The 17,891-nt window shown below is 55.5% G+C and carries 16 protein-coding genes; 12 read left to right on the plus strand and 4 right to left on the minus strand.

Translation table 11 applies throughout. The annotated features are described in order from the left end of the window. Nucleotides 1-164 precede the first annotated feature (164 nt). From ABIB24_RS02955 to ABIB24_RS02990, 8 genes are all read left to right on the plus strand, one after another. Complete coding sequence (locus tag ABIB24_RS02955) at nucleotides 165-914, plus strand: hypothetical protein (RefSeq protein WP_354316097.1); 750 nt, start codon at nucleotides 165-167, stop codon at nucleotides 912-914. Nucleotides 915-1,012: 98 nt separating this feature from the next. Further along, the gene (locus ABIB24_RS02960) at nucleotides 1,013-1,273 is read left to right on the plus strand and encodes a helix-turn-helix transcriptional regulator (RefSeq protein ID WP_154211779.1); all 261 of its coding nucleotides are present in this window, start codon (nucleotides 1,013-1,015) and stop codon (nucleotides 1,271-1,273) included. Further along, on the plus strand, nucleotides 1,270-1,602 hold the full coding sequence (locus tag ABIB24_RS02965; protein ID WP_154211778.1) for a hypothetical protein: 333 nt from the start codon (nucleotides 1,270-1,272) through the stop codon (nucleotides 1,600-1,602). Before ABIB24_RS02960 ends, ABIB24_RS02965 begins: the two co-directional genes overlap by 4 nt. A 540-nt stretch (nucleotides 1,603-2,142) precedes the next feature. Continuing rightward, the gene (locus ABIB24_RS02970; RefSeq protein WP_073664115.1) at nucleotides 2,143-2,430 is read left to right on the plus strand and encodes a hypothetical protein; all 288 of its coding nucleotides are present in this window, start codon (nucleotides 2,143-2,145) and stop codon (nucleotides 2,428-2,430) included. Beyond that, nucleotides 2,427-2,711 carry a DUF3077 domain-containing protein gene (locus ABIB24_RS02975; protein ID WP_354316098.1) on the plus strand — a complete coding sequence of 95 codons (285 nt, stop codon included), beginning with the start codon at nucleotides 2,427-2,429 and terminating at the stop codon, nucleotides 2,709-2,711. The genes ABIB24_RS02970 and ABIB24_RS02975 overlap by 4 nt, the downstream gene beginning before the upstream one ends. After that, a complete protein-coding gene (locus ABIB24_RS02980; RefSeq protein WP_354316099.1) occupies nucleotides 2,708-5,602 on the plus strand; it encodes a DUF927 domain-containing protein in 2,895 nt (964 codons plus the stop codon). Before ABIB24_RS02975 ends, ABIB24_RS02980 begins: the two co-directional genes overlap by 4 nt. 89 nt (nucleotides 5,603-5,691) lie before the next feature. After that, on the plus strand, nucleotides 5,692-6,549 hold the full coding sequence (locus ABIB24_RS02985; RefSeq protein ID WP_354316100.1) for a hypothetical protein: 858 nt from the start codon (nucleotides 5,692-5,694) through the stop codon (nucleotides 6,547-6,549). Between the two features lie 329 nt (nucleotides 6,550-6,878). Continuing rightward, complete coding sequence (locus ABIB24_RS02990; protein ID WP_354316101.1) at nucleotides 6,879-8,645, plus strand: retron Ec67 family RNA-directed DNA polymerase/endonuclease; 1,767 nt, start codon at nucleotides 6,879-6,881, stop codon at nucleotides 8,643-8,645. A gap of 307 nt (nucleotides 8,646-8,952) precedes the next feature. Here ABIB24_RS02990 and ABIB24_RS02995 read toward each other — a convergent pair whose 3' ends face one another. Both ABIB24_RS02995 and ABIB24_RS03000 read right to left on the minus strand, forming a co-directional pair. Further along, a complete protein-coding gene (locus ABIB24_RS02995; RefSeq protein WP_354316102.1) occupies nucleotides 8,953-11,154 on the minus strand; it encodes a S8 family peptidase in 2,202 nt (733 codons plus the stop codon). Further along, a complete protein-coding gene (locus ABIB24_RS03000; RefSeq protein ID WP_354316103.1) occupies nucleotides 11,147-12,238 on the minus strand; it encodes an AAA family ATPase in 1,092 nt (363 codons plus the stop codon). Before ABIB24_RS03000 ends, ABIB24_RS02995 begins: the two co-directional genes overlap by 8 nt. Before the next feature lie 1,011 nt (nucleotides 12,239-13,249). Here ABIB24_RS03000 and ABIB24_RS03005 point away from each other — a divergent pair. The 3 genes from ABIB24_RS03005 to ABIB24_RS03015 all read left to right on the plus strand — a co-directional run bounded on the left by ABIB24_RS03005 (nucleotide 13,250) and on the right by ABIB24_RS03015 (nucleotide 15,043). After that, a complete protein-coding gene (locus ABIB24_RS03005) occupies nucleotides 13,250-13,804 on the plus strand; it encodes a winged helix-turn-helix domain-containing protein (protein ID WP_354316104.1) in 555 nt (184 codons plus the stop codon). Between the two features lie 598 nt (nucleotides 13,805-14,402). Continuing rightward, nucleotides 14,403-14,630 (plus strand): hypothetical protein, encoded by a 228-nt coding sequence (locus tag ABIB24_RS03010; RefSeq protein ID WP_015268870.1) that lies wholly within the window; start codon nucleotides 14,403-14,405, stop codon nucleotides 14,628-14,630. Nucleotides 14,631-14,830: 200 nt separating this feature from the next. After that, entirely contained in the window at nucleotides 14,831-15,043 is a 213-nt protein-coding gene (locus tag ABIB24_RS03015) for a hypothetical protein (RefSeq protein WP_274119771.1), read from the plus strand. A gap of 89 nt (nucleotides 15,044-15,132) precedes the next feature. On the opposite strand, the gene ABIB24_RS03020 is transcribed toward ABIB24_RS03015, so the two are convergent. Further along, a complete protein-coding gene (locus ABIB24_RS03020) occupies nucleotides 15,133-16,410 on the minus strand; it encodes a peptidase MATCAP family protein (protein WP_354316105.1) in 1,278 nt (425 codons plus the stop codon). A gap of 174 nt (nucleotides 16,411-16,584) precedes the next feature. Between ABIB24_RS03020 and ABIB24_RS03025 the strand changes: the two genes are divergently transcribed. Beyond that, entirely contained in the window at nucleotides 16,585-17,514 is a 930-nt protein-coding gene (locus ABIB24_RS03025; RefSeq protein WP_085618672.1) for a malate dehydrogenase, read from the plus strand. 59 nt (nucleotides 17,515-17,573) lie between these two features. On the opposite strand, the gene ABIB24_RS03030 is transcribed toward ABIB24_RS03025, so the two are convergent. Beyond that, complete coding sequence (locus ABIB24_RS03030; protein WP_274079165.1) at nucleotides 17,574-17,891, minus strand: helix-turn-helix domain-containing protein; 318 nt, start codon at nucleotides 17,889-17,891, stop codon at nucleotides 17,574-17,576.

Here is a 17,891-nt window from a genome sequence, read left to right on the forward strand (position 1 = left end):
GGGGATTAGGCACGTAACACCGACCAAAATATTTTCGTACACTCGGTGTAACCTCGCCATCCTGTGTAACGCGAAAAGCCCCTCGCCCGCCTGCCGGCTTATGTGCATGCTCTCTCAGGCAAATCGCGGGCTCGGCGCAAACTGCTGGGGCGTGGGGGAATGCGATGCAGCCTGACTCGTTGTCCATTGATGGCCTGGCCATCCACCCGACCCGGACTGAATCCAGCACGATAAGGGAGCATCTGAAGAACCTCCCAGTTTTCAGCGATTACGCTTCAGAGGTAGATGCCGTACTGAACATCATGGATCACTGTCGCCAGTGGCTCCCGGAGGAAGTCGGCGCAGAGCTGAGCAATGCTGCCTTGCAATACAATGATGCTATCTATCAGGTGATTTCTCACTATGGGGCTAGGCAGCTTGTAACTCAGTTCCGCAGCTACACCGGCCTAGAAACAGCGGCAGACGTACAAGTTATTGCTGCTTTCGCACTGGCAAATGCTGTCCATGCCTTATGCGGCCTGGCCGAGCACCTGATTGCTCAAGGTCAAGAAATACCTGCTCTTGAGTACTACCAGATGCACCTTTACTGCATTGAGGACTACGTGCCTGGTGCTAGTGCTTGGCTAGATCCTGAAGCAAGCGCAGCATGCTGCGAGATAGGTAACTTGGCCAGCGCAGCGTCGAGGCATGCAGACAGAAAAATCGACGGTGTGTTGAGTGGTATTGCTCGTCGTACGGAGCTCGCCAGCCGTGATCGGGCCATAGAGGGAAAGGCCCTGGAGCTCGTCCGTGCAGGTACAGCTAGGCACAATCTGAACAGCAAGCTGCGTGCCTGGCAGGAGCGCGAAACAGGGGCGTCGATATCGAAAGTTCAGATGGGTGAAGTCCTCAAACGCATTCCCTGGCTCATGTAAACCAATCCAGTTCACCACCAAAAAAGTAAAGTGAACGTTCGCGACTAAGCAGCTTGTCCATAGTCTGGGCCCTGTAAAACCAATACAGGGATACAGCTATGACACTCCAACCCGCATTGCTGAGCGGCTCTGCAATCGACCAGTCGTCCAGGCTCATTCGCATGAAAGAAGTTGTAGAGCTCGTGGGGCTTGCACGCCCAACGATCTACAAGCTGATGAGTCAACCTGAAAGCACCTTCCCTCAGCCTGTGAAACTCACTGACAGCACCGCCCGCGGCGCTCCCGTGGCTTGGGTTCTTTCTGAAGTTCAGGCCTGGACGCGCGCTCGTATCGCTGCGCGTGACAAGGTGGCCGCATGACGCCAATTTTCCTCCCTCACGCAGCGCTCGATGCAATCGACGAACTGGGCCAAAAGGCTCCAACACATGGGCGGTTAGCGCGCTTGCAAAAACTGCGGGACGAAGCGCTGGCCAAAGGGGCGCACGTTCTGCTGCTGATTTGGCCGACTCTCGATTGGGGGCTACTGGCTATCGAGACGCCTGGCGACGTGACGATTCGAGATGCGGCTCAGTTGGTACCTAACGTGCTCGCTAATCCTGATGCACTAGGGCAGATGTACGAGAAGGCGCGGCATGGCCGCAATCTCACCTGGCTCAAGCTTGAGCGCCGCCCGGGCGCTGCTCACTAACGAGAACGCCCCCGGCTGCAACCGAGGGCGTCTGAGGATATTCACTTTGCTCGCCTACTCTATGCCATGGCCCAGAGCCATGCAACCCGCCCGCACCTATCAGCTTGCGCCTCGTCGGTTCACACGTTACTCTTCGCAGGTCGCTGCAAATTCAGCGGCCGGGTTTGGCGACCCGACGAAATCAAGGCGCACAAGCGCCCCTATCACGAATGCTGGCGCTTTTTTTGTGCCCGCATTCCTGTGTTATGGCGGCTGTGCGTGGGAGACCTTCGGGTCTGCCGGGTTCCTTGATTCCCGGTTCGCCAACCTGCGCACAGCTGCCACCCTAAATCGTTTGGCGACGATTAGTGGCAGTTCCTCAAATCAAGGAGCTCCGCCCATGCACGCCCTCAATCCGTCTGCCCTCCAGAACCACATTGCTGCCCTGAAGGCCCGTGCCATTGCGGCACTGCACGCCGACTCGTCCCTCTCTGTCCGCTTGGCGCGTTACAACGCTGCTATGGCACGTGCTCGCGCCCTGGAAGCAAACGGGGGTGCCCAATGACCAATCCAACACAGCACTTTTCTCAGCCAGAAGACCTGCTATGCATCACAGCAAATGCGCCGGTAGGCGTCCCGATTGATGCGCTCACCTGCGCCATTGAGCGAGCCCAAGCAGTGCTGTGCTTGGTAGAGGATCAGTTTGAGAGTGAGCACGGGCAACGCCTGGCTAATAGTGTGATCCTCGGCGCCCTCTGGGATGTGCGCGGAACGCTGGAGCAGATTCGTACCCTGGTCGTGCATGCCGATGACTCGACCTCCCATGTCGCTGAAGGGGGCCGGAAATGAACGGGCACTTTCAGGTCAATACCGTAGGTGGGGTCACCTTCTCTAAGCACAACTCGTTGAGTCAACCGCTCTTCAAGGTGTGCCCTGGTGTTTCCGGTGAGGAAGCATTGGAGCAGGCATCGGTGCTCATGAACTGCGTAAACAAACTGACCCAGCTGGCTGGTGTGAGCGACGACAACAATGCACTGGTGTGGGCGGCACATTATCTGGGCGAGCAGGCTAAAGCGCTTGTCGATGATGTGACCACTGGGATTCAGATTGCCGAGGGTGGCCAAGCATGAGCAGGAGCACCCCCAACTCCCGGCATCCGACCTTTGCCCAAGTCAAAGCGGCCTCCCTCGCAGCGATTGACCGTGTGCTAGCCCACTGGCTTCCCAATGGCAAGCGCGTAGACGGTGGCAAGGAGTACACCGCCCCCAACCCAACAAGAGCGGACAAGCATGCAGGTTCGCTCAAGGTGAACTTGGCCAAAGCCACCTGGTGCGACTTCGCCACCGGCGACAAAGGCGGTGATTTGATCGACCTGGTGCGCTACCTTGATCGCGGCACCGATGTGGAAGCTTGCAATCAGCTGGCGGCTTTCCTCGGTGTCGAGGCAACGAATAGCACCAATGTCACACCACCCACTGGCCAGGCCAAAAAGCCTGAGTGGGTGCCCGTGTTGCCTATTCCTGTGCAGGCAATGCAGAAGGTGCTGCAAGCGCACCGGCAGCACGGTAAACCTTCCAAGGTTTGGATTTACCGTGACGCCAACGGTCAGCCACTTATGGTGCTGTACCGCTTTGACCTAGGGCCGGATGGGAGCGGCACGGCGCGCAAAGTCTTCGCGCCTCTCACCTGGTGTAAACACTCTGCTAACGGCTCGCTGGCCTGGCGCTGGCAGGGCTTATCGGAGCCACGCCCGCTCCTGCGCCTTGATGATCTGGCAAAACGTCCTTCGGCACCAGTCGTATTGTGCGAGGGTGAAAAGGCCGCCGATGCCGCTGCCGAGCTGTTGCCCGAGCATGTTGCCACCTGCTGGCCTAACGGGACGAACTCTTGGCAGAAGGCTGATTTCGCGGAGCTAGTCGGGCGTGACGTATTGCTGTGGCCAGATAACGACGCTCCTGGCTTGAAGTGCATGGATGCCTTGGCCGATCACCTTCGGAAGCTTGGAGCTGCCTCGGTTCAGACGGTAGCTTTGACTGTATTCAGGCAACTGCCCGGTATGGACGGTGAGCGCCCCACTTTTGCGCAAGGCGGTGAGTGGCGCGAAGGTGACGATGCTGCGGATGCCCAATCCAAAGGCTGGACAGCCCAACACTTGTTGGAGCTGCAACGCACCGGGGAGCTTTTTGCCCTCTCACCTGCCGCCACGCCCAAACCCACCAAGCAGAGCAAAGCCACTGATCAGGCCAAGCCCCAATCCGAGAAGAAAACTGCTCCAGCCCCGAGCGGCTTTCGTGTCACAAAGGATGGGGTGTTCTATGCCGGTGAGGATGGCGAAGCACGACCGATTTGTTCACGGCTAGAGATCTTGGCTCGCACCCGTGACGAAAAGGGCCACGGTTGGGGCCTGCTGGTAGAGTTCGATGATCCCGACGGGGCCAGCAAGCGCCTTAATATTCCGGCCAGGGCAATGGCGGGCGACTTTGGCAAGGAAGTGCTTGCGCCACTGGTTGATATGGGGCTGCGCCTGGCACCCGTGCGCACCGCTCGCAATTCGCGCAACGACCTACAGAGCTACCTGCAAGGTTATGACGGTTCCGAGCGCGCCCGCTTGGTCACTCGCTTGGGCTGGCATGGGGACGCCTATCTGGTGCCGGATCGGCAGATAGGGGCCAGTACTGAATATCTCCATTTCTACGAGGCCGGCGCCCAGCTCCCGCCCGTCACTCAATCGGGCACGCTGGAGCAGTGGCAACAGCAAATCGGTGCCTTGTGTGTGGGCAATAACCGCCTGGCATTCGTTGTGTGCGTCGCTTTTGCTGGGGCAGTGCTGCATTTGCTCGGGCATGAATCGGGCGGTTTCCATCTGTACGGCGACAGCTCGGGCGGAAAGACCACCCACTTGCAAGTCGCGGCCTCAGTTTGGGGTGGACCGCGCCTGGTGCGCTCCTGGCGCTCTACTGATAACGCCCTGGAAAGTATCGCGGCAGCGCACTCGGACGGATTGCTGGTGCTCGATGAGATCGGGATGTGTGACCCGAGAATCATCGGGGAAACGGTCTATATGTTGGGCAACGGCACCGGCAAAGCCCGGGCTAACGACCGTGGGCTGAGCGGTCGCCAGATACAAGAATGGCGAGTGCTGTTCCTTTCCACGGGAGAGAAGACCCTTGCGCAGCACATGGCCGAAGCAAACAAGGATTTGAAAGCGGGTATGGAAGTGCGGCTATTAGCCGTGCCGGCTGACGCCGGAAAAGGACTGGGGTTGTTCGAGGCGCTGCATGGTTTTGACGATGCCGCTGCGCTTTCGGATGCGCTGAAAGCCCGTGTGGCCAAAACCTATGGATCACCTGCCCTGGCATTCCTGTCGGCCCTGTGCGATCCGACCAAGTTGCGCGCCTATACAGCCATGGTCCGCAGCACAATGGAGCGTTTCACTGCTGAAGCGCTCCCTGCCAGTGCTAGCGGCCAGGCCCAGCGAGCCGCAAGCCGCTTCGGTTTGGCAGCGGCTGCGGGAGAGCTGGCCACCGCCCTGGGCGTTACGGGATGGCCGGACGGTTTGGCACTCGACTCCGCCCGCGTATGCCTGAATGCCTGGCTTGCTGAGCGGGGTGGGGCTGGAAACATGGAAGGTGATGCGATTCTCGCACGCCTGCGCCAGGTGATTGAGCGTTTTGGAGAGAGCCGCTTTACACGCTGGGAATCGACGGCTGCCAAAGTAGATGAACATGGCCCCCGCACTATTGACCGGCTCGGCTTTCGGAAGTCGATGGAGCACGGCATGGGTGATACGTCGCACACGACGACAACCTATTACGTACTTCCCGAAGCTTGGCGCTCTGAAATCTTCCGAGGCATGAACCTCAATGCAGTGAACAAAGAGCTGCTGAGGCGTCGGGTATTAGAGCCTGGCAAAGATGGCAAAGCCTCCACCTCAGTGCGCCTGCCCGGCCTCGGACTACAGCGCTGCTACGTCGTCGTGATGATCCCTGAACCGGCTGAGAACGAAGCACAGGCCGCTTGAACCACTACCTCTAAACCCACGAGGTAGTGTCGGCAACATATGGCCTTGCCAGCCTCGCACAAACCACTTCCAATCATTAGGTATTGATTATGAAAGAACTGAAAAAGCAGCGTGACGAATTGATTGCAGAGCGGGATTCTCTCGAAGATAGCATTCCGGGCCTGAGAGCTGCGTGGGAGGCAACACCGAGTAACTGGGACCGTCATGGCAATTGTATTGGCAGCCCTGAAAGTACGGCGGCTATGAATAAGCTTTCCAGCGCAGAGGGTCGCTTGCGCAGTATTCCTGGTGCTATTGAGCGAATTGAACGCGAGATCAGCTATCAGGAAAGTTTGGCGAATGCGAAGCAGGCCAAGACAAAGGCTCGCCAAGTCATGTCAGATTCAGTTAACACGGTAGCTTCACTGGAGAGTACTCGTACGCTTATTCTTGAGCGCCTACAAGCGATCCAAAAAGAATCAAATCTAGCCATCGAGAGGGCGCAGCAAGCTGAGATTGAGGCTGCGAACCTCTACGCACGCAACGTCGCAACCGGTAATAGTGAGGGCGAACAGGCTGCAAGCACCGCGATGGAGAGAGCTAGCACCTTGCTCATTGAGGCTGATGAACATGCAAGGCGCCAAGAACTGATTGTCGCTGCATTGCAGGCGGAAATTGAGGCGCTCGATGCTCAGATCTCCAAGGTTAAGCAGGAGTCTAGCCAAGCTCAGGACAGCGCTCTACGCGCAACCGCTTTGGCCCTCGGCGATGAATGGAATCGCTTGGCCAAGCAACTTGCCGCTGTGGGCTCTCGAATTCTCGCCGCAGACCATCATCGAGGTAGCGGGAGCATGATGTTGTCAGACCTGTCGATCCCGCTCTTCGGCCCCTCAGGTAGAGGGCTCGACCGCGACGATCTGCTAGAAGGGGCTGAAGGCATCACCCTAAAAGACCTGATCGAAGCGTAACCCCGAAACAGCCCGCATATGCGGGCTGTTTGCTGTTGCAATAGTGTCGGCATTCCAGGTGTTGATTTGGTCGAAGGGCGCCCGATTGAAAATACCGGAACCCACTCTCTACGTTGTTAGGAGGCGCGCCACTTATCGGTATTGCTATAGGATCCAATTTTTTGCTAGCCTCGCCTGTGGCTTACGGGCAGATTTTGGGTCGCGTATCGCGATCAGTGAAAAAATGGTCCGAATGGATTGCCCTTGGTGAAGACTCGTCGATTCTCTACGGTCCTTGCAGTGCCTAGGAGTGCCCGTAAGCCTTCTTACTTTTTGAACATTAGTGCGCAATGATAAAAATAAGTGCTCTACGTGCAATAAAAACTAAGCCCGAGCTTGCTTTGCTCATGGGGATTAATGAGTCGCACCTTACTAATGTTCTATACAGGATGAGGCTTGAAAACCAATACAAGAGTTTCACGATAGCAAAAAAAAGTGGCGGCGTTCGTACTATATACGCTCCGTCAGATGACCTTAAGCCTATACAGGCAGCTCTGTCCCTTCTGCTCCAGGACTGTATTCAAGAAATTAATAAATCTAAGGGAGATGGTTTTAGATCGACATTGTCGCACGGGTTTGTTCGAGAGCGATCAATTCTTACGAATGCGGTGATGCATTTGAGTCAGAAGAATGTTTTGAACATCGATCTGAAAGATTTCTTTGAAAGTTTTAATTTCGGTCGTGTTCGAGGATTTTTTATTGCGAACAAAAACTTTCAGTTGGATCCAGCGGTTGCAACTGTAATTGCGCAGATCGCGTGCTATGACAATAAGCTGCCCCAAGGTAGTCCGTGCTCTCCTGTTATAACGAATTTAATCACGCACTCTCTTGACATTAGATTGGCCTCTCTGGCTAAAGAGAATTCTTGTACCTATAGCAGGTATGCCGATGATATAACAATTTCGACTAGAAAAAAGGAGTTTCCCTCCAGTTTGATGGTCGAGGGTAACGGCGGCTATGTCCCTGGTAAAAGATTGCAATCTGAGATTAAACGAGCTGGGTTTGAGATCAATAGTTCAAAGACGAGGATTCAATATAAAGATTCACGTCAAGATGTGACTGGGTTAATCGTCAACAAAAAACCAGCAGTTAAGAGTGAGTACTGGCGAACTGTCAGGTCTCAGTGTCATTCGCTATTTCAGACTGGAGCTTTTACGGAGAATGCGTCGGGTACTCCCGAAGAAGGTAATATTTTCGTGCTTGAGGGGCGGTTAAATTTCATTGATCAAATTGATTTGTTTAATCGGAAGAGAAATAAGTCAAAGTTGGCGCTAGATCATGAATCCTTGCAGAGAAAAACAAATACTCGAAAGCTTTTGAATGGTCGCGAGCTCACATTTAGCAGGTTCTTGTACTACAAGCTATTCTATGGAAATGATAAGCCAACTATTATTTGTGAAGGAAAAACAGACAATATATATCTTAAGTCAGCTATAAGTCGGTTGGCAGGCGCTTATCCTAAACTAGCTAAGCCAAAGACCAAGAATGATCCATACGAGCTACTAGTACGGTTCGTAAACTATACTGAGCGCACTAGATTTTTGCTTGAGCTGGCTGGTGGTACTCCTTATTTGAAGGAGTTTGTTTTAGGTTTTGATGAACATTTTAAGTACTATAAAGCCCCGGTTCCGGCGCAGCCGGTTATTCTAGTGCTTGATAATGATGATGGGTTCGGAAAAATTGAAGGGGTTTTGAGAGGTAAAAAGTACAGTCCTACTATTTTTCCTGCAACGATACCGGCCAATGACTTCAGGAAAGCAGATTTCATCCATGTAGTTCATAATTTATATATTATTTTGACGCCTCCAGGCGCGAAAGGTGAACATACTTCAATCGAAGATCTTTTCCCGCAAGCTGTCAGGGATGTAGAGTTGGGTGGAAAAAAATTCAATAAAGAAAATGAGATTGACGTTGCTACCGAATATGGTAAGGAATTCTTTGCAAGCAAGGTTGTTGTGCCGAACAGAAATACGATTGATTTCTCAGGCTTCAATATTATCTTGGCTAGGGTAGTGCGGTGTATGGAGCATTTCGCAACTATTATTCTCACGAAGTAATAATTAGCTTTTTAGCTCTATTTGGGCGGTTGTCGCTCTGGCCGTTTTTCCTGCGGTTTGGCTAAGAAACAATGGGGCTTGACCTGCTATAGTTTAGTATGATCCGACTTTAGTATTAAAAGCTGTTACCGATTTGTACCTAAAGATACCAAGTGGCCGTATTGGGCCAGAGCGGACCTGGTGGAGAGAACTAACCGGCGAAAGCTGCCGTCCCCACATATCTAAATCTGAGTCGACATATTGGCCCGATACAGAATCCAAGTATTCCAGACCAGAGCCCTCACCTCAAGGGCTCTGGTTTTGGCTATCACGTTGTAATGGTGGTTTCCAGCGTGACTTCTACAGGTTGAAGAATCTGGTACTTCTGCCTGATTAAATTATAGATGTCTGGGATCTCGTCAACCTGAACACTTATAATCAGCGCGTAGTTGACGTCTGGTGCCGAGCTTGGTGATACGCCACGGCTACTCTCACGTGCGTGGTATTCGATGTCGAAGACCGGGCCAACAAGTGAGTCCTCACCGTCAAAACTCCTGTCGCGGTGCAAACAGGTTTCCCACTTATGTGCATCATCTCGATACTGCCTTTCAGTCATCTTGTACTGAGAGCCGCGACCAAAAAAGTCTTTACTTGTTTCGATGCCGGCACCGGCCTTCGGGCGGAATACCACGCCCATTCCAGAGCGTGTATAGTTGATGGTGTGCTCTGGGTCGGTATGCGCTTGGATACAAAATGTAGCTTTAATCTTTGCTTTGCCTGTGATTGGAATATCGGGGAAGGGAATAGGGCAGCGGAGATATTGGCCCTTTTCCAGCTGCCCTTGGAAGATTATTGTTGCGCTGCCATCCTCGCACTCAAGAAGTGTGAGTGGATCCTCTTGGAATCGCCCCCAACCTATTTCGTTGCGGCTGATCCTGCGTTTGTATTCGGCATGATGAACAAGTAGGGCCTTAAGGGCGATTGCGGTCATCTCATATGACGTTGAGCAGGCAACCCCCGCGGCCGTCCTCAGCGTCAGCGGCGCTGAGTAACTGGTCCCCTGTACGCCCACCGTACTTCCGAGAAGAGGATTGAATACCTTAAATGGTTCTGAGGTAGAGCCACCGAAGGCAATTCCATCGGGCTTTACATAGCCTGGGCTTCTTCCTGGTCCAATACAGCTGTACTCAGCGCGTTTCCATTTTGTACAGCTGGTATCTGCCGCTCCGATCGCAAGGGCGTTCACCATGTCCCCTGGGGGCTGAATCCTGTTGGCTCCGTCCACATCACCATCATTGCCAACTGCGACAGTCGCCAGAATGCCATGGCGCGAGCAAACTTGGTCGAGCGTTGCTGTCCAGGCATGGACCTCTTCATCATTAATTGGCATGCGAGGGCCAAGACTCAGGTTGGCGAACTTGTATTCACCGGAGTCCAGTGCATCCCGAATCTTTATCAGCACGTCGAAAAGGTCAGGATCTCTGCCTGAAATGGGCGAGAGCACGCGGTAGTGATGTACATTCATGTAGGGGCGCTTGAGTTCGTCAGTTTCAGAAGCAAGCCTGCCGAACAGGAAGGTCGACGTGACTTCGTTGCCATGCATAAGCAACTGCCCATTTGTCTCGTCTGTATCTTCGTAGTAGTACTCGGTAGCCCATCCGGAGAGATCGCTTGTGCCTAGGCCGCCATCAAAAATTGCTGCGGATCTTTCTGGGGCGATAGCAGCCAAGCTGGGCAGTGTCGTGCTGAAGTTGGCCAGTGTGGAGCGGGCCATTGTTGGATGCGCGATACGAAGCTCTGGCATAGGCCTAGCTACGCGCAGGAATGTGTGACTGGCAATTGCGATCATAGCCTTCGAGGATGCATAGACAGGTATGAAAGTGAGTCCTCCAACCTTGATTCTCCGCTTGAGGTCTGCTTTGCCTGAGTGTGCTCTCACAAATTCGGCGAAAGAGGCAACGATGTCTTCTTCGTCCGGTCCGGCATGCAGAGCGACCTCAAAGGCATGTTGCTCGCTATCCTGCGGAAGCTGGCCTCTTATTTTGCTTTCGTTGTTGATCCAGCGGATTGACTCGATTTCCTTGAGCTCTTTCTCCAGCGAGCTTGGAATGGAACTCGCCTCAAGTAGGGTACGCAGATTAGCGACGGCGCTTTCAGTGCCGGCAATGAATAGGGTCGCAGTGGCCTGGATTTTTCCGGCGTCGCGAATATCTGTGACCTGCCTTGGAATAATCGATGTTTCTTTGCTCCCAACATCGCGTAGTCCAGCTTTTTTGAGGATACTTTTGGGGAAATAGGACCTCCCCAAAAAAGCTGGATGAAGAGTTAACTCAAACACTCCCTCCCCACGCGGCTTGGCCGCTTTGGGGAGAGCAGAAAGAGAGTTCTGAACCTGCTCAAGAGAGGAAGAGATCTCGGCGCGGACCTCCTCAATGGTGTAGGGGAACTTCTTGGGTCCAGAGCCACGCTTGATTGCTTGGGCTGTTGTCAGTGCTTCGCCCTTCCCTAAAAGCAGGTTCCGTTCAGACATTGGTACTCTCCTTGAATTCTTTTAAGACTTTCCCGACCGTGGGATGGGATACATTCAGCTCGCCAGCGATTTTGCGCTGAGATAAACCCTGCAAAGATAATTGGATAATCCTCATATCCCTGGTCTTGTGGGCCGATTCGCTAAAGGCAAAGGCTTTGAGCGAGATATCAATAATGGTGTCATTGATTGATCGCTGATCCAGAACTGCCCTTTTTTTGGCCGTAAGAACAATTCTATTGATGTCTGAAAATGAGTTGCCCAGCAAATGAGCCGCCAACTGTTGAGCGATCTTCGGAGACACCTTAGCGTCAATTAGAATCCCTTCAATGAGTTGAATTGGGGGGTTATCAAAGCGGAGCGTTGCTTCAAACCTTCGCCACGCTGCTGGGTCTAGCATGTCTGGATGGTTCGTCGCAGCAATCAGTACAGAGGTTGAGGGCCACTCGTCGATGGCTTGTAGCAAAACGTTGACGAGCCGTTTGAGCTCACCAACATCTTTATCGTCATCGCGCCTTTTGGCAATCGCGTCGAATTCATCCAAAAACAGAATGCAAGGGATGCTCTTGGCGTGTTCGATTACTGCTTTGATATTCGTCCCCGTCTTGCCCAGCAGGCTCGACATCACTGAGGCAAGGTCCAGCGTGTATATGGGAAGCTCAAGCTTACTGGCTATCCAATGTGCCGCCAGCGTTTTACCCACTCCCGGTGGACCAGTGAAAATCATAGAACGTATAGGTTCAAGTCCCGCTGTTAGAAGCTCTTTGTAGCTTTTTCTCTCTTGAATGATTTCTAGCAGTTGTTGCTCGAGGACGCTTTCCCACTTGGGCTCGAACCCAAGCAGAACGTCCGCGCCCTCTTTCAAGAGGCTACGTCGAGAGTCCGAATCTACGGGTGCTGCTATGCGAGGTCCACCTCGCGTTCCACTGTCGGCGGCAAGGAGCTCGGCTAGGCGAGTAGCAAGATCTGGTTGCGTCTTCTTAAGTTTGCTCGCGATTTGGCGGCCTATGAGAGCGAAGGCCGCCGCGTTGCCTCGCACTCCTTGCTGGTAAAGAGATTCAAGGTCTTTCTCGGCTATGGTTACCACGATACCCCCGTTATTGCTACGCTTTTCCAGTGTGGTAAGTTTTCTGGCTTAAAAATTACCACAGATTTACCGTGTTCTCCATTTTTCATTTCGGGAATTCAGGGCGACATGGGGCGAGACTGAGCCCCTCAGCGCCGGCGGCTTGCATCACTAGCTCGCATTTCAAAGAATTGTCATCCCGGCTTGATGTTGATGCTAGGTAGGTGGCGGGCTAGTGGCGACTGGCGCTCGGCACCAGGTCACCAGGTCACCAGGTGCAGAGGCCAGCACGGACCTTGATCGTTGCCGATGCTCTGCCCCCAATTTGCGATCGCAATCCTTCATTCTGGATGCCCTGGCGGCTCGAGGCACACGGTCCACCACCCAACACTTAGTCAGTGCTGCTGTCTATGAAACCTATGAAGCTGGTAGGCAACCTCTCTGAGGCAGGGCACAACCCCACACAGCTACCTGCGAGGCATGCGTACACCTCGTCTGCTTAGCCATGGTTACACCGGATCATTTGTTACACCGCAACAGCACAGAAATGAGATTGACGTGTACGGTCTCATAAGCCTTAAAAATCAATGACTTGAGGCTTAGCGTTACACGTATCACACCTGTTACACCGATTTTTAGCAGTAGCTTAATAATGGCCCCATGCCCCTGTTCAAATGTGCCTTCAGCGGCAGGAGTAGTCCCAACCCTCCCGTTTGTAGGACGCCGGGGACCCTGAGAGATGAGGCCAGATACGGGGCAGGAAACCCGCGCTTCTTCGTTAGCGGCAGGTTCACCAGCTTAGTGAACTGGTGAACAGGTGAACTGGGGAGGGGTAATCCTATCCAGCCCCTGCCTTACCTCTGATTCGATAGTTGCCAGGGTTTGGCCTTTGGTCCAACCAGGGGCCCTCCGACTAGTACTCCATGGCCCGACTTCGAGTCTCAAACTGTTCATGTATCTGCGACCGGCTCGTCAATCCATGCAGACGCAGGTAACCTGCCCATCCTCCTAGGCAATCACAAAGGACTACTGATGGCCACAAAGGTCAGTAACCCACTTACCGTCGTCGCGATTTTCTCCACCTTGGCTGAGGGCTTCGCAACAATATCGCTGATCAATCTCCCTCCCGAGATCCAGTCTATTTTCGTTTACTTCGTGATGGCGTTCCCGATCTTGATAGTCGGGATTTTTTTCGCATTGCTGAATTGGAACCACACCGTTCTGTACGCTCCGAGTGACTTTGAGGATGAGGAAATGTACCTCGAGTCCCTTCGCCTGAAGGAAGCAGTAAAGCAGGAGGTCATTGGCAGCTTGACTACGGTGGTTGGGGATGAGGTGGCACTTTCGGCTGAGCAAGTCCAGCGCATCACTGAGAAAGTGGGAGGGGCGGTTGAGCAGGCGTCGATGGAGTCGCGGAAAGATAAAATTTTGAGTCTGCTCGTCGATGGGGAGCTGTCCACACAAGACGTCTACGAGAGGATGAACGTCAGTAAGGTCTACGTTTATCGGTTGCTTGGCGAATTGAATGCGGATGGAAGGATCGTCCAGCGTAAAGAAGGGCGGCACGCGTTCTGGTCTCTTCCCTAGATGAATTCAGGTTTAGGGATACATTTAGGGATACGTTAGCCTGCTGTTCTGGGCGGCCCCCAACAAATACAGGGTTTTAGTGGCATTATTCGATTCCTGTCTCCGCACCAGAATGAGCTGGCGAGTTTCAGGTTCTCTAGCTTCGGCTCGCCCCCGTCCTGACTTTTGCCTACAGTTTTCCGCGACCATTCATACAACGGACAACCTTGCATTAGAGCCCCCACAGCGATACCTTGCTCCAGTCGCGGCCAGTTCCGCGACCGGGTTTGGCGACCCGAACGAAAAGGCGCAACGGCGCCCCGACCACGATTGCAGGCGCTTTTTTTGCGTCCGCAGTTTCGTGTAATGGCGGCTGTGCGTGGGAGACCTTCGGGTCTGCCGAGCTCCTTTTCCTCGGTTCGCCAACCTGCGTACAGCTGCCACCCTAACCGTTTGGCGACGGTCAGCGTGGTGCTTCAACCGAAAAGGACTGCATGCATGCCTACCTCACGTTCATCCAAGATCCTCGCATCCGTTCTCCACCGTCGCTCCTTGACGGCCCTCAGCGATCTCACCTCCAGCCAATCCCGCTCCGTCTCCGCCCAATCGGAGGCACGCCATGACTGACCAAGAACGCCTATCCACCATCCAAAGCTATGCCTGGACCCTCGAACTGCTAGGCGAAGCCCTGGTCCAGCACGACGAAATGCTGGAGTGCGAACACAACCCACACCTGAGCTTTCGCAACACTGCCGGTATCCATCAGGCGATCCGGATCATCAGCCGTTTGGCCAGTGAGCAGTGTGGGAAGGTGATGGAGCGAAACGGGCAGGACCCTGTTAGTTAGGCAGGATCATTGATGAGCGGCGGGGCCAGATATAACCATTGCGGCTGGCCCTCTGCTCAAGGCCGCCTGGTGGTTTATTTCTGTCGGGTAGGGTTATGGGGCTGCTGCGCAGCCCATCGCAGGCAAGCCAGCTCCTACAGGGGGCGCATTAATTCATGGATATGTGTTTTACCTGTGGCAGGGTGCAGGTGGTGGTGTGGATGGCACTGGTACCTGAGCACGACAAGCTGGCTTACCGGAAGAAAGTGGATTTTGTTGTTTGGCGGATTCGAGGCTGGCGGATCGTTCTGGCCCAGGTGCGGGTTGGCCTTTTGCTCGGTGGCCGGAAGTATTTCAGATGCGTTGTTGGGGCTGCTGCGCAGCCCATCGCGACGCAAGGCCGCTCCTACAAGTACGGCGTGATTTTTGAATAATGGTCATGGTAAGTGGCGGTGGGGATAGCACGGGCTTCGCCCGTGTTCGCGAGTGAACTCGCTCCTACAGGAGTAGTGATGGCTTCAGATCACTGGGCACTGGCGTCCGATTCGTGCTCGTCGGCAAAGGCCATGAACATCTTCAGGTCGAGCACATCGAGTCTGATCTGGGCAATGAAGGCCGAGAAGGCCAGGTTGGCGGCGAGGCGGCGCATGTCGCTGGCCCAGGCTGGTACATAGGTCGGCGCTCGGAGCCAGCCAGACTCGAACAGCGGCGCAAGGCGCACGGTATCGGCCAGGCTCAGGCGCCCAGCAAACAGGTGGCCCACCAGCTCCGGGCGGTTGTCACGGATCGCCACGCGCAGCAGGGTATGCACGCCCAGCAAGCCGGTCAGGTAGGCGGCGTCCTTGGTAAAGGCCGAGCCGCCACGCAGATCGGCACCGCGGAAAATCCGTTGGGTGGAGCGGAAGGACTCTTCCGGCGACTGACCGGCTTGCAGAAAACCTTCGAATACCTGGATGAAATCCGCGCCATCCAGGGCCTGCTGCACCGCGAGCACGCGCAGGGCAACACGGCGCAAGCGGTTGATGTCCATGCTGCCAGTGAACAACTCGGCCAGCGTGGCAATGCCCTCCTGGGTCTGGGTGGTGCGCGGCGCACCAAGGCCCAGGCACTTGAGGTTGGGCTGGTTGGCGCCATTCTGTGCGGTGGCCACATGCACGAAGGCTTCGTGCTGCAACAGTTGCTGCTTGTCCAGTTCGCTGAACAGGGCACTGGCACGCAACCGGATGCGGCTGCTCCCGGCGATCGCTTTGGCGGCCAGGGCCGGGTCCAGCACGATCCTGATCCGGCCGGCACCGAAGAAGCGGTCCAGCTCCGGCTGCATCCAGGCGGCGAAATCCTCGGCTGGGATGTCGGCTTCGCTCGGCGGAATCTGGTCACCGCCGAGCAGGGCGTCGGTGGTCGTGAGGAAGAAACGGGCCGCGTCGAGCATGGTCAGTTTCTGCTTGGGGTAGAAAAAGTCCGGGCGGCGGTACAGCGCCGAGGAATATTGGGTAAATGCGGGCGTGCCGATGGCCCCCAGCATGCGCCCGGCGGTGGCATAGCTACGCGCTGTTGTGGCCAGGAAGTGCCCGGCCGGGTGCCCCTGATCGCACTGCCCGATAAAAGCCTCCAGTGCGGCAATGTCGGCGCTGTGGTCGCGTGGTTGCAGCGCCACCTTGGGCAACTGCGCCTTGCCGGTGCGCCATTGCCTCAGGAAGTCCTGTTCGACGCCGTCCGGCCAGGCCAGTGCCTCGAGCACGCGGATTTTGCGAGTCAGCCCTGGCAATGCGGAATCGAGTTCGGGCAGCGAGGCAGCACTCATGGAGGTGTCCTTGAGAGACCAGCTTTGATCGCAACAGCATAGTTGTTGCCGACCCGCTGCGCGGCAGCAGCGAGAGCCTCACATCACCTTCGAGTGGCCTTTTCGCCTCAGCGGGCAATACTTCTGTGTATTGCAGGCGTGTTCCTGGTGGCGCGCGCCGCTGGGAGGTGTCACGTGAACAAACTGACAATCGTGGGTGCCGGCATGGTCGGCGAGGCGGCGGCGCAGATCATCGCCCGGGAAGAGTTGTGCCGGGAGTTGGTGTTGATGGATGTGCAGGGTGAGTTGGCCCAGGGCAAGGCGCTGGACGTGTGGCAGGCGGCAGTCGAGTCGGGTTCCGATACCCGGGTTCACGGCGGGGCCAAGGCTGACATGCTGGGCGGGTCTGAGCTGGTGGTCATTACCGCAGGCGTGCCGCGCAAGCCGGGGCAGTCGCGTCAGGACGTGCTGAGCATCAACCTGCCGATTATCGATAGCATCATGGCGGACATCAAACAGCATGCGCCAACGGCGACGGTGCTGGTGGTGTCGAACCCGGTCGATGTGCTGACCTATCGCGCCTGGAGCCTCAGCGGGCAGGGGCGCAGCAAGGTGTTCGGCCAGGCGGGGGTGCTGGATACCGCGCGCATGAAGTGTTTCATCGCCGAGCAGACCGGGTTTTCTGCCCGGGATATCACGGCGCTGGTCCTGGGCGGGCATGGCGACAGCATGGTGCCGCTGATGCGCTATTGCCAGATCGGCTCGGTGCCGCTGTCGCACTTCCTTTCCAGCGAGCAGATCGAGCAGATCGTCGAACGCACCCGCAAGGGTGGTGGCGAGATCCTGGGGCTGAAGAAGCTGGGTAGCGCCTGCGATGCGCCGGGCGTGGCGATTGCGCAGATGGTGGATGCGATCGCCAATGGGCGAAACCGCATCTTGCCGGCGGTGGCGATTCTGGAGGGCGAGTACGGGCGAACGGATATCGCCATGGGTGTGCCCTGTGTACTGGCAGGGGAGGGGCTGGCGCGGGTGATCGAGTTGCCGCTGGATGCGCAGGAGCAGCTGATGTTCGACCATTCTGCAGATCAGGTGGCGCGGGATATCGCTGAGATGAAGGCGCTGTGAATGGGGAAATGCTTGATCGCCGACGCGCAGCCGGCGATCAAGCCCAATTGTACCTGTGGTCAGATCGCGGCCAGCTCCAGTGACAGCTCAGGATGCTTGAGGATCAGGCGCATCAGGCACAACACACCGCCTGGCGGCACGAAGCGACCTTGCTCCCAGTCACGCAGCGTTGCGACCGGTGTTGCGATACGCTCGGCGAATGATGCTTGGGTCAGCCCACAGCGTTCGCGGGCCTGGCGAACCAGAATCTGCTCCGGCGTGGTTACTCGACCAGCGCCAATATTGGCCTCCTTGAGCGCTTGGCGCAGGTCAGGCAATGGCTCACCCGCATCAGCCTCAATGGCCTTGGCAACACTTTCTACATCGATGTCACGCAT

The organism is Pseudomonas sp. UYEF17 (assembly GCF_040546125.1).
GTDB classification, from domain to species: Bacteria; Pseudomonadota; Gammaproteobacteria; order Pseudomonadales; family Pseudomonadaceae; genus Aquipseudomonas; species Aquipseudomonas putida_Z.

Bases quoted from the DNA above. Each gene is read 5' to 3' on its own strand.
- ABIB24_RS03005 (WP_354316104.1), top strand. From the start codon at position 13,250: ATGGCCACAAAGGTCAGTAACCCACTTACCGTCGTCGCGATTTTCTCC.
- ABIB24_RS02975 (WP_354316098.1), top strand. From the start codon at position 2,427: ATGAACGGGCACTTTCAGGTCAATACCGTAGGTGGGGTCACCTTCTCT.
- ABIB24_RS02970 (WP_073664115.1), top strand. From the start codon at position 2,143: ATGACCAATCCAACACAGCACTTTTCTCAGCCAGAAGACCTGCTATGC.
- ABIB24_RS02965 (WP_154211778.1), top strand. From the start codon at position 1,270: ATGACGCCAATTTTCCTCCCTCACGCAGCGCTCGATGCAATCGACGAA.
- ABIB24_RS02985 (WP_354316100.1), top strand. From the start codon at position 5,692: ATGAAAGAACTGAAAAAGCAGCGTGACGAATTGATTGCAGAGCGGGAT.
- ABIB24_RS02955 (WP_354316097.1), top strand. From the start codon at position 165: ATGCAGCCTGACTCGTTGTCCATTGATGGCCTGGCCATCCACCCGACC.
- ABIB24_RS02960 (WP_154211779.1), top strand. From the start codon at position 1,013: ATGACACTCCAACCCGCATTGCTGAGCGGCTCTGCAATCGACCAGTCG.
- ABIB24_RS02990 (WP_354316101.1), top strand. From the start codon at position 6,879: ATGATAAAAATAAGTGCTCTACGTGCAATAAAAACTAAGCCCGAGCTT.
- ABIB24_RS02995 (WP_354316102.1), bottom strand. From the start codon at position 11,154: ATGTCTGAACGGAACCTGCTTTTAGGGAAGGGCGAAGCACTGACAACA.
- ABIB24_RS02980 (WP_354316099.1), top strand. From the start codon at position 2,708: ATGAGCAGGAGCACCCCCAACTCCCGGCATCCGACCTTTGCCCAAGTC.
- ABIB24_RS03020 (WP_354316105.1), bottom strand. From the start codon at position 16,410: ATGAGTGCTGCCTCGCTGCCCGAACTCGATTCCGCATTGCCAGGGCTG.
- ABIB24_RS03010 (WP_015268870.1), top strand. From the start codon at position 14,403: ATGACTGACCAAGAACGCCTATCCACCATCCAAAGCTATGCCTGGACC.
- ABIB24_RS03030 (WP_274079165.1), bottom strand. From the start codon at position 17,891: ATGCGTGACATCGATGTAGAAAGTGTTGCCAAGGCCATTGAGGCTGAT.
- ABIB24_RS03015 (WP_274119771.1), top strand. From the start codon at position 14,831: ATGGCACTGGTACCTGAGCACGACAAGCTGGCTTACCGGAAGAAAGTG.